The following is a 10949-nucleotide window of genomic DNA, read 5'->3' on the forward strand; positions in this document are numbered from 1 at the left end:
AATAGCTTGGACATTGTACTACCTAATGCTTTTTTCTGCTAAAACAGATGGCCCAGCAGTAACAACTACGATTTGATCTGGGTGAAGTAACTCACGAGCCGCTTGATTAACTTGAGTAAGGCTGACTTTCTGGATTTTGTCAGTGAAGGAGTGCAATTCTCCTTTATCTAGTCCATACACCTCATTCATCAGAATTCTATCTGTTAATTCCTCTGGGTTTGCCAGCAAAACGTTGTAGTTGCTGATGAGGGTGCGTTTTGCTGTTTCTACTTCTAGCGCAGTGACACCTTGTTGATGGATTTGCTGTAGTATTTGGCGGGTGCTAGCGATCGCTTTTCTGCTATCTTCAGGACTAGTTTGCATTTCTATCAAAAATGTGCCTGCATTCTTCCCGGCTTGGAAGGAGCTATAAATTCCATAGCTCAAACCTTGGCGATCGCGCACTTCTGCACCTAGTCTACTAGATAAGGTATCGCCTCCCAAAATCTGGTTCAATACTAAGGCTGCGTGAAACCGAGGATCATAACGGTTAATGCCTGTGTAACCCATATATGTCACAGCTTGGGCTTTACCTGGTAAAACTGGGTTGACACGAACTATTTTCTGTGGCATTAACACCGGAGGATATTTTAATGTCGGTGCTTGGCCGCTCACTTCCCAGTTACCAAACTCATTTTTAATCAGCGATCGCACTTTGTCTAGATCAAAATCTCCCACTAGCGCCAACACTGTCGTGTCTGGACGATAATGTTTAGCTTTGAAATCAATCACATCTTGGCGCTGAATCTTCTGTAAACTCTCCTCTGTGGGAAAAGTATGTAAGGGATGTTTTTTCGGGTAAATTGACTGAACAAATACTCTTCTGGCTACTTCTGATGGCTCATCTAACTCCTGTTGTAAGTCAGTTAAAGTTTGTTGGCGATGCAGTTCCAACTCTTTGGCTGGAAAGGTACTATTTTTAACAACATCTGCCAATATCTCAAGGAGTATCGGCAAATCAAGAGCTAAACTATCACCCTCGATATGCACACCTTCGCGGTAGGAGTGAAAGTCTAAACTCGCCCCTCGTTCTGCCAAGAGTTTGGCAATAGTTAAGTCATCCTTGCTCTTAGTGCCATTTAGCAAATTGTCTGCCACAAAAGCAGCCAGTCCAGCTTTATCCTCTGGATCAAATTCCGTCCCGGCTTTAATGTGTCCGCTTAGGGTAACAGTGGGAGTACTCCGATCGGGTAACAGTAATAACCGCAAACCGTTGGTAAATTTAAATTCCTGTGGTAATACTTGGGCGATTGCATCTGTAGCCAAATCCACAGGCGGTAAGTACTTCATCACCTCAGAAGGAAGCACAGGTGCGCCAGGAGAAAAATTCTCTGTAGTTTGGGCTGAGTCTGGTTTATCACCAACTCCTGTTATCTGCTTCTGAGTTGGTTCAAAAAAGCCTACTGTCCTGGCTTCTTTTGTCAAGTATTTGTTAATCACAGCAACAACATCCGTGGGCTTTACCAGACTGACAGCAGCCAAATAGCGGTCTGTGTAGCGATAATCACCAACTGTTGTTTCATCAGTGCCCAAGCGCATTGCTTGAGAGGTGATATCACGGTTACTCAAAATTACATCTGCTGTTAATTGGGTTTTGGCTCGTTCTACTTCCTCATAGGTCACGCCTTTTTCTGCTACATTAGCGATCGCGCTACTCAACACTGAGTCAATTTTTTTCAAATCTTGTTTAGAACTAGCCGTCACCAATACCTCATACCAACCAGATTCTCGCAAACTGGTAACGGAGGCTGTAACCTCACTAGCTAAACCTGATTCCACCAATGCCTGATAAAGTCTAGAATTCCGTCCCTCTGTCAAGATGTAATCCATTACATCCAGCGCAGGCACATCTGGTTGATTTGCATCCGGTAGCGGATACACCGCTTGTAACAGCCGCCCTGCTCCCGGTTCTCGCAATACGATGGGAGTGCTGTTAGCGGATAGCTTAGGTTTAGCCCGTGCTGTTAGCGGATAGCTTAGGTTTAGCCCGTGCTGAGTGCTGAGTGATGGAGAAATAACTCCTGCCCCCTGCCCCCTGGGTACTTTGCCAAATACCTCTTTAACTATTTCCAGGGTATTTGCAGTTTGAAAATCTCCAACAATTACTAAGACGGCATTATCGGGACTGTAAAAATTGCGGTAATATTTTTCTACCTGCTCAACCTCAAATTTCTCGACATCAGCTTTAGTGCCACCTACCGGCAAACCATAAGCATGGTTGGGAAACACGGACTGCATGACGGCGCGATTGAGGCGATATTCTGGGCTATTTTCGTAACCCTGCAACTCCGAAACTACTACCCGCTTCTCATTCGCCAGTTGTTCTGGCTCAATCTGGGAATTTTGCATCCTGTCTGCCTCCAGCACTAAGAGCGCTTTCAGCTTGTTTCGTTCCACAGTACCGTAATATGCAGTTTGATCGTAGCTGGTGAAAGCATTGGAATCACTACCTAAAGCACTAAACAAACGACCAAATTGAATTGGACGGTTTAGAGTACCTTTAAACATCATGTGTTCCAACTGGTGGGCAATGCCATTCACGCCCGGTTCTTCGTTGCGTGAGCCAACCTTGTACCACACCTGCACCGTCACTACTGGCGCAGTATGCACTTCCTTTGTCAGGACAGTTAGACCATTCTCCAGCACTGTCTTACGGACATTTTGTGTCAGTGTTGAGGGCATTATTCTTTTTGCTAGCAAGGTTGATTGATATTTTTCTTTGTTAGATATGGCTGGATGTTGGCTATGAGCAGGTTTATTGCTTAACAAAAAAACCGTTACTAGCCATAAGCTTAAAAATAATAACGGCAAAGGATATTTATAATATCTGGAAAATCCATACATATATTTAGCAAATTATGTAAATTAAATTACATAGTTATTTTGGGAAGTGACGTTAGTTTAATCTGCCCAAAAAATTTGTAGCCTCAGTAACAATACAGAAAAACAATATATTAGCAATAAAGGTAATAAAAAAGTTAAATGCTAAATTATGGGAGTTTTGCTAAAACTCGAATGAATTCCAGAGGTAAGCCATCAGTATCGGCGATGAAAGCCACTTCGTAAATGCGATCGCCTATTTGCTGTTGTGTCGGTTCTAAAAGTACTTTCAACGGTTGTAATTCTTCAGTTTGACTCTCAGCCGCCAGCAACACACGCTCTTGTAAATTTGTCAACCAGCTAGGTAAATCTGGTGTAATCTCAGTTAAATCGAACGAGAGATGATAATACCCAACATAATGCTCGTCAGCAAACGCATCTGGGGCTGGTTTTGGTTCGGGAATTTGGATCAGTTCAATTCTGCCGCCCAATCCTTCCATCCAACAAGCTAGGGTGTAGCCTGTAGTAAAGCGTTCTGAAATTGTAAACCCTAAATGTTCGTAGAAAGCGATCGCTCGATGAATATTGGCAGTCCGAATAGAAGCGTGGTGCATAATTAGTCCTTAGTCCTTAGTCATTAGTCATTTGTCCTTTGTTATTCACTAATGACAAATGACTAATGACAAATGACCATTACTCAAACAACCTGAAATAAGGGTAGCGTACAGGGACACCAGGCTCTTTTTCCAAGTCAAAATTAATCACTTCCCAACAGGGATCATCTGAGGCATCGGGGCTAAACTCCACGGGTAAGCCATATAAACGCGCAGCAGTAGCTTCTGGTTGTCCAGAACGCCAAGGTGTGCTGCGTTCCAAATAGCCACTCATCAATTCCTGATAGCGTCGAGCAATAATTACTCTTGTTGCTCGAAAGCCTTGGGTATAGAGCTTATCTAATGCTTCGTGAATTTCAAAGCGAATACCATCGGGATGAGTATGCTGTCTATACCATTCATTATTCCACCTCCGCCAATGACGCCCCGATTGCAAATGGATTAACTCTCCATTTTTGGGATTAGCTTCAAACGCGCCATGACGCGTACACAAATAGGTATCTGTTAATGTCAGCGCCGGAATAGTCTGGCGACAATGGGGACACTGTATTTCAGGCCCAAACATCGGGTACTGCAAGCCTGGATTCATCATGAAGTGCGTACAAACATAATTTTGTCTTCACCAGCGCTAGTGTATTGGATTATACACTTTGGCTCCACCACTTTGGGTTACTTGGTCATTGCTGCACAGACACGGAGTTGCAGCAGCAACAATGCTCACTAGTGTTTTCCTCACTGTAGAGGCTTGACGCTGTGATATCCTAGTTGTGCAACCAGCCTCAAAGGTTGGAGTTTTTCCAGTGTTCCTGGGTACCATATTCATATTCTATCGTGTCTACCGCTTCTTACTGGACATCTCCTGATTTTTCTCAAGCTGCCTTCATCGCAGCCAACGCTGTTGTTATGGGTTCGGTAAATATAGCAGCAGGGGTAAGCATTTGGTATGGAGCAGTGGTTAGGGGAGATGTGGAACGCATTGAAATTGGCGAATGCACAAATATTCAGGATGGTGCAATTTTACATGGCGATCCTGGTTTTCCCACAATTTTAGAAGATCATGTCACTGTAGGACATCGCGCTGTGGTACATTCCGCTTACATTGAGCGTGGAAGTTTGATTGGCATAGGCGCAGTGATTTTAGACGGGGTAAGAGTGGGCGCTGGTAGCATTATCGGTGCTGGTGCAGTGCTAACTAAAAATGTACCGCCTTTGTCCCTAGTTGTCGGTATTCCTGGCAAAATATTACGCCAAGTAACAGAGGCTGAAGCCGCAGAACTGATTGAACACGCTAAACGTTACCAAAAGTTAGCTTTAGTTCATGCTGGTAAAGGTACTGATATTGGTTTTAGCAAGGCTTAGGGAGTGGGGAGAAATCAATTCAAAATGACGCTCGCGGACTCGCTAACGCTGCGCTAACAAAATTCAAAATTCAAAATTAAAGAACTCCTGTCTTCAGCAAAACGCAAGACAGCAAGAACTGCCTCCTATGCCTAATGCCCAATGCCCAATGCCCAACTAATTTAATCATTCTTTACATATCTACTTGGAAAAGTTGCCCACTTCAGCTAAAAATAAAAATGAGAGCAGTTGACAAAACTTTAATTTCTACTTAAGAGAGGGGTTCTAGATATGGATATCGATTACCGTATAGCAATCGTTTTAGCACCAGTGGTCATTGCTGCTAGCTGGGCAGTGTTTAATATTGGCGCTGCGGCTTTAAGACAAATTCAAGGCTTTTTGGATAGAGAAGCTTAAATTCGGCTCAATATTATCAATCTGCAACCGGCTGTTTCTCTTCACAGAGGCAGTCGGTTTTATTCATAATGATTAATTGAGCATTAGGCATGAGGCATTGGGCATTGAAAAGAGGCAGAGAAGAGGAATTTTCCCCCTGCTCCCTGCCCCCTGCCCCCTGCTCCCCCATCCCCCACTCCCCACTCCCCCATCCTTGGATATCGATTCTGTAATACAACCCCTGCAACGCTTTGGTGTCCATCTGGGACTCGATCGCATCCTCAACCTTTTAGCAAATCTTGGTAATCCTCATCACCAAGTTCCAGTAATTCATGTTGCTGGCACTAATGGTAAAGGTTCAGTCTGTGCCTATCTTTCCTCGGTACTCACTGAGGCTGGTTATCGTACAGGACGTTATACTTCCCCGCATTTAGTCGATTGGACAGAACGTATTTGTTTGAATGAAGAGCCAATTTCTTCTGAGGAATTGAGTCAATTATTCCAACAAGTCCAAGCGGTTATTCGCCCTGAAGACGAATCGGCAACTCAGTTTGAAGTAATTACGGCGGCTGCTTGGTTATATTTTGCCCAGCAGCAAGTTGATGTGGCTGTGGTAGAAGTCGGACTAGGAGGGCGCTTGGATGCTACCAATGTTTGTCTAAAACCCCTCGTTACGATCATCACTTCCATTAGCCGGGAACACTGGCAGCAACTTGGCCCTACCGTTGCTGACATAGCTAGAGAAAAAGCTGGTATCCTCAAACCTGGATGTGCCGTTGTGGTTGGAGCATTACCACCAGAGGCAGAGAAAGTTGTGCGATCGCGTGCCTTAGAATTACAATGCCCGATTTTTACGCCTCAACCCGCCCGTCAAATCGCTACAGGATGGGCAGAATATCAAAATATTCAAAATTCAAAGTTAATTAAATACCCTTTACCATTAGCGGGACAAATTCAATTAGCAAATTCAGCTTTAGCTTTAGCTGCTTTAGAAATTCTCCAACAACAGGGTTGGCAGATTTCCGAAGAAGCCATAACTAATGGCATGGCAAAAACTAAATGGCCGGGGCGGATGCAATGGACTACCTGGAAAAACCATAAATTATTACTTGATGGCGCTCATAATACCGCCGCCGCCCAAGTTCTTCGCCAGTATGTCGATAGCTTAGACGCAGTTAACCTTAAGCCAGTCAATTGGGTTATGGGAATGTTTGCCGATAAGGATCATGCTGATATTTTTGCCGCCTTACTGCGCCCAGGCGATCGCCTTTTTTTAGTACCAATACCAACAGAGTCTTGGCCAGGTAGAACTTCTGCTGATTTAGACTACTTGGCAAACCTAGCTTACAACCTCTGTCCCGAATTAAGCGATCGCCAAATCCATCCAGATTTATTCACAGCAGTAGAAACCGCAACCTCAACCACGGACTATTTAACCGTTTTATGTGGTTCCCTTTATCTAGTAGGCGATTTTTTACAAAAGGGGAGTAGGGAATAGGGCACAAGAGGCGAAGGGGCAGGGAGCAGGGGGGAGAATAAAAACTACCTCTTTCTCCTCTGCTCCCTGCCCCCTGCTCCCTTGCTTCTTCCCCACTCCCCACTCCCCAAATTTATCTTTGATCCCACTCCTGCGCCGCATCCTCTACAGCTTTATCTACAGTCTTCTGCCCTAACATTGCTGCTTGCAAGTTTTCGTAAACCGCCTTTTGCAGTTTCTTGGAATCCTTCAAAGTAGGGGTTAATATTTCTGCCTGTTGCAGTTGTTGGGCAGTAATAACTCGTGCTTTTTCTACTGTTGAAGCATTAGCTGGAACATCTTTAAAGTAACTATCAGACAATGCTTTGATTGTAGAAGGTAGGACATTTGCAGCTTTAGCAAAAGCTAACTGATTTTCGTCATTGGTGACAAATAAAGCAAACTTAACAGAAGCGTCTGGTTGTTTGCTATCACGGGGAATAACCATATTCATAACCGCGACATTTTTCTTACCTGTGTCACCAGTGAGTTGAGGTGCTATTCCCGAAGCTTGAGCAATTTTCGGGGCATTATTAGCGATCGTTTTCAGAAACTCTGGCCCAGAAGCTAGAAACGCAGTCTCTCCAGATTGGTATAAATCGATCGCGTGGCGATGTCCTTGCGTCAAAGCTTCTTTAGGAAGTAAGCCTTTTTTATACAAGTCTACCCAATACTGAAACGCTGCCTTACCTGGTGCTGAATTAAACGCGGCTTTCCCCTCAGCATCTATTAAAGTAACTCCCATTTGCACGAAAGATTCCAGCACTTCACCAGAATCTTGCGGTACGAAAGTCACAAAAAAGGCATATTTGCCAGTTTTATCTTTAATTTGTTGGGCTGCTTGTGCCAATTCTGCGTAGGTTGCAGGCGGTTTATTGATACCTGCCTGTTTTAATAAATCGGTGTTATAAATGGTTAGCCGTGTGGTGAGATACCAGGGAATCCCAAAACTCTTGCCATTAAGCGTACAAGATTCCCAGATATTCGGTAGATAGGAGGAACGTACATCGTTTGGGACTTTCGCATCTAAATCTAACCAGGCATTTCGTCCCGCAAGTTGGGAAGCAAAACCCGGATTTAGGTTAACTACATCAGGTGGCGTTTTTGCTGAGACAGCTGTTAAAATTTTGTTCTCCATCGCCGCCCAAGGTACATCGACCCAGTTAATCTTTATACCTGGATTTTGCGATTCAAAATTTGTAATTAGGTTTTTGAAGTAGTCGGTAAATTGAGGTTGGAGTTGCATCGTCCAAAACTCAATAGTTGCCGCTCCAGAAGCAGCCTGTTTTGTACCTGTACCAACATTACTTGTGCTGCAACTTACAATCCAACTGGTTAATAAGCCAAGTAGTGTAAAAGCAACAAGTTGTTTAAATTTTCGCAATTGAATCATTTTCCCAGTATTTTTACGCTTGCTCAGTGTGAAAAGCTTAGATCAGAATTGTCGAGATTATAGGCTAAATAAATTACCCGTAGAGACGTAAATATATTACGCCTCTACCCACAACAAATTTAAATTTTCAATTTAGCAGTCCATCGGGCACAAATGTGGTAAAAAGCTTCAAAAGTCTGTTTGGCAAGTCAAAAAAAGGGGTTGGCATTGAACTTGCTCCCGAACGGGTGAATGTAGTTCAGCTACGCAAGCAGGGTCAAGGCTTGAAGCTAGAAACCTTTACATCGGTAGCAGTTCCAGAAGGCGTAGTTATCGATGGTCAAATCACCGACCCCGCAGCAATGGCGCAATTAATCCAGCAGGCGCTAGCTGAGAGCAAAATCAAAACTTCTCGCGTTGCCACTGGTGTACCAGGGCGAGATTCCATCGTTCGGATTATACCAGTGCCAGCAGAGTTAGATGATAAAGAACTGCGAGAAATGGTGCTGAACCATGAAGCAGGTTTATATTTACCCTATCCTCGTGAAGAGGCTGATGTAGATTATCAGAAACTTGGGTACTTTCAAGATGAGGATGGCATTGAAAAAGTACACGTACTCCTAGTTGCCACCCGTAAGGAGATAACGGATACATATATCAGTACATTCGAGCAGGCAGGATTACAAATCGATGTTTTAGAAATTAACAGTTTTGCTTTGATTCGGACTATTCGTGAACAATTGCGACAATTTGGGCCGCAAGAAGCAGCAGTACTAGTTGATATAGAGTTCGACAGTACAGAAATCGCCATCATCGTTAACGGAGTGCCGCAATTTTCGCGCACAGTCCCAATTGGGACTTATCAAATGCAAACTGCTTTAGCAAGGGCAATGAGCTTACCCACATCACGAGATATGGAACTGTTACACGGAATGGTAATTCCCCAAACATCTGTAGACGGCGTAAAAACTGGGGTTACTGAAATCAATCCTGGTATGGCAGCCATATTGAGAGTATTGGGAGAACTAACGGATGAACTGCGCCGTTCCATCGATTTTTACCTCAATCAAAGTGAAAATTTGGAGGTAGCGCAGATTATATTAGCTGGCCCAGGAGGTGGACTCCAACAGCTAGATGAATTCTTTACCCAACGATTGAGCTTGCCAACTACCCAAATAGATCCAATCGGGGCTTTGTCCTTGGAAGTTGACACTGATAAATATCCACAGGTGGAACGCTCTGGCTTGGCGATCGTACTTGGTCTAGGAATGCGGGAGGTGTAACAAAATGTACAGCCTAGATGTTAACTTTCTTAAAGATCGCCCAGCATATCAGAAAAAGCCTAAGAGATCGGGAGGAATATCCCTAAAGTTTCCTACGGGGGATTTAACACCACTTTATGCGGGAGTTGCAGTAGGTGTAGTCCTTCCAGCTTTATTGGGAATTGCTTGCTGGTTGTTGCAGGGGAAGATTGTTGAATTAGATGGTCAAATTGCACAACTAGACCAAGAAAACAAGAGGTTAGATACAGAAATAGGAAATATTAATAAAATCAAAGACGAGACGAAGGCAGTTAAAGGGGAAACCCAAGCTTTAGTCACTGTATTTGATCAAATTCGACCTTGGTCAGCAATGCTGCAAGATTTGCGCGATCGCATTCCAGCAGCAGTGCAAATTAAGACCATCAAGCAAACCCCACCCATTCCGGCAGTGGAAGGGAAGCCAGCAAACAATCCCGCCGGAGGGTTAGAAATTACCGGATTGGCTCGTTCTTTTAACGATGTCAATGATTTTTTATTGAGTCTACAAGAGTCTCAATTCTTGAAGTCCACAGAAAGCAGAATTCTGACGGCAACGTTAGTAGATGCTCCCTTACCACCAGGTGTGGGTCAACCTGCTAATGGTGTAACAATTAAGCCCCCACAGGTAGTTGAATACACTATTCAATCGAGTATGAACGATGTTCCAGCTTCGGAATTAATCCGGGAGTTAGAAAAAAAAGGCACAGTGGGGTTAGTGACTCGAATTCGTAGTATCCAACAAACAGGAGTCATTTCAAAATGACGCTGAGTGATGATTTAAATTTTGGCGAACAAGGTGGGGAATTCGATCAGGCAACGCCAGCATTCCCCGTGCTATTTGGTATTGCCTTCACACCAAAAATTATTGGCATATTGGTGGGGGTAATTGGTTTAGCAGGAGCAGGTTATATATTTTTAAACCTGCTGATGCCAGCTTTTGAAAGCTATCAGCAACAGCAAGCCAAAAGCTCTGAACTGCAAGGGCAAATTGAGCAAAAAAAAGCCAGTATCAAAGAAATAGGCAAAGTTAAAGACGAGCTAGCACAGGCAAAACAGCAAAAAGTTCAGGTTTTAGGTTTATTCGCTAACGAAAAAAGCTTAGATACATTGCTGTTGGATCTGAACCGCTTAGTTGAGTCTGGCAATGTTTCAACTTCTATGAATGTAGTAAGAGCGAAACTGAAGAAATTTGTGCCAGTTTCCCAAAAACCAGAACCAGTTACCGATGGAACTCTAGGACTACAGGTTGACGGTAAGCTGCAACGCAGCAATATCAATGCCGAAATTACAGGAACTTATGAGCAAACACAATCGATAATGCGTAACATTGAGCGTTTACAGCCTTTGTTAATAGTTAAAGATTATCAAGCAACTTTGGCTCCAGTAGAGTCAAGATCCCCATTGGATAAAACGCCGATGCAGGTTGGGCCAGCAGCTATTAATACATCATTCCAGTTACAGGTATTGATGCCACTTACTCCAGAAGAAATAGCCGCCGCCGCAGCGGCCGCAGCAGCTAAAACTGCTCCGAAAAAGTAGTCAACTTAGAGCCA

Annotated in this window: 10 protein-coding genes; 6 read left to right on the forward strand and 4 right to left on the reverse strand. The window is 43.8% G+C overall.

Annotated elements, in window-relative coordinates:
• Positions 1-18: 18 nt before the first annotated feature.
• The 3 genes from LC608_RS03485 to LC608_RS03495 all read right to left on the reverse strand — a co-directional run bounded on the left by LC608_RS03485 (position 19) and on the right by LC608_RS03495 (position 4065).
• On the reverse strand, positions 19-2883 hold the full coding sequence (locus tag LC608_RS03485) for a pitrilysin family protein (protein ID WP_229552195.1): 2865 nt from the start codon (positions 2881-2883) through the stop codon (positions 19-21).
• Between the two features lie 146 nt (positions 2884-3029).
• Positions 3030-3473 (reverse strand): VOC family protein, encoded by a 444-nt coding sequence (locus LC608_RS03490; protein ID WP_229552196.1) that lies wholly within the window; start codon positions 3471-3473, stop codon positions 3030-3032.
• Between the two features lie 79 nt (positions 3474-3552).
• On the reverse strand, positions 3553-4065 hold the full coding sequence (locus LC608_RS03495) for a TIGR02652 family protein (RefSeq protein ID WP_229552197.1): 513 nt from the start codon (positions 4063-4065) through the stop codon (positions 3553-3555).
• Between the two features lie 239 nt (positions 4066-4304).
• On the opposite strand from LC608_RS03495, the gene LC608_RS03500 reads away from it, so the two are divergent.
• From LC608_RS03500 to LC608_RS03510, 3 genes are all read left to right on the forward strand, one after another.
• Positions 4305-4832 (forward strand): gamma carbonic anhydrase family protein, encoded by a 528-nt coding sequence (locus LC608_RS03500; RefSeq protein ID WP_229552198.1) that lies wholly within the window; start codon positions 4305-4307, stop codon positions 4830-4832.
• Between the two features lie 270 nt (positions 4833-5102).
• Positions 5103-5228, forward strand: a complete 126-nt coding sequence (locus LC608_RS03505) for a photosystem II protein Y (RefSeq protein ID WP_012411301.1) — start codon at positions 5103-5105, stop codon at positions 5226-5228.
• Positions 5229-5421: 193 nt separating this feature from the next.
• The gene (locus LC608_RS03510) at positions 5422-6705 is read left to right on the forward strand and encodes a folylpolyglutamate synthase/dihydrofolate synthase family protein (RefSeq protein ID WP_229552199.1); all 1284 of its coding nucleotides are present in this window, start codon (positions 5422-5424) and stop codon (positions 6703-6705) included.
• A 112-nt stretch (positions 6706-6817) separates the two neighbouring features.
• Here LC608_RS03510 and LC608_RS03515 read toward each other — a convergent pair whose 3' ends face one another.
• On the reverse strand, positions 6818-8116 hold the full coding sequence (locus LC608_RS03515; protein ID WP_229552200.1) for a sugar ABC transporter substrate-binding protein: 1299 nt from the start codon (positions 8114-8116) through the stop codon (positions 6818-6820).
• A 155-nt stretch (positions 8117-8271) separates the two neighbouring features.
• Between LC608_RS03515 and pilM the strand changes: the two genes are divergently transcribed.
• From pilM to LC608_RS03530, 3 genes are read left to right on the forward strand one after another with little or no spacing between them, the layout of a single operon-like run.
• On the forward strand, positions 8272-9378 hold the full coding sequence (gene pilM, locus LC608_RS03520; protein ID WP_229552201.1) for a type IV pilus assembly protein PilM: 1107 nt from the start codon (positions 8272-8274) through the stop codon (positions 9376-9378).
• 4 nt (positions 9379-9382) lie between these two features.
• Positions 9383-10159, forward strand: a complete 777-nt coding sequence (locus tag LC608_RS03525) for a PilN domain-containing protein (RefSeq protein ID WP_229552202.1) — start codon at positions 9383-9385, stop codon at positions 10157-10159.
• Positions 10156-10935 (forward strand): pilus assembly protein PilO, encoded by a 780-nt coding sequence (locus LC608_RS03530; protein WP_229552203.1) that lies wholly within the window; start codon positions 10156-10158, stop codon positions 10933-10935. The genes LC608_RS03525 and LC608_RS03530 overlap by 4 nt, the downstream gene beginning before the upstream one ends.
• Positions 10936-10949 lie beyond the last annotated feature (14 nt).

The sequence above is a fragment of the Nostoc sp. XA010 genome (genome assembly GCF_020829625.1).
GTDB lineage: Bacteria > Cyanobacteriota > Cyanobacteriia > Cyanobacteriales > Nostocaceae > Nostoc.

Excerpts from the sequence above, each read along its gene's own strand:
- LC608_RS03515 (WP_229552200.1), bottom strand. The coding sequence starts at position 8,116 with ATGATTCAATTGCGAAAATTTAAACAACTTGTTGCTTTTACACTACTT.
- LC608_RS03525 (WP_229552202.1), top strand. The coding sequence starts at position 9,383 with ATGTACAGCCTAGATGTTAACTTTCTTAAAGATCGCCCAGCATATCAG.
- LC608_RS03490 (WP_229552196.1), bottom strand. The coding sequence starts at position 3,473 with ATGCACCACGCTTCTATTCGGACTGCCAATATTCATCGAGCGATCGCT.
- LC608_RS03485 (WP_229552195.1), bottom strand. The coding sequence starts at position 2,883 with ATGTATGGATTTTCCAGATATTATAAATATCCTTTGCCGTTATTATTT.
- LC608_RS03505 (WP_012411301.1), top strand. The coding sequence starts at position 5,103 with ATGGATATCGATTACCGTATAGCAATCGTTTTAGCACCAGTGGTCATT.
- LC608_RS03530 (WP_229552203.1), top strand. The coding sequence starts at position 10,156 with ATGACGCTGAGTGATGATTTAAATTTTGGCGAACAAGGTGGGGAATTC.
- LC608_RS03495 (WP_229552197.1), bottom strand. The coding sequence starts at position 4,065 with ATGATGAATCCAGGCTTGCAGTACCCGATGTTTGGGCCTGAAATACAG.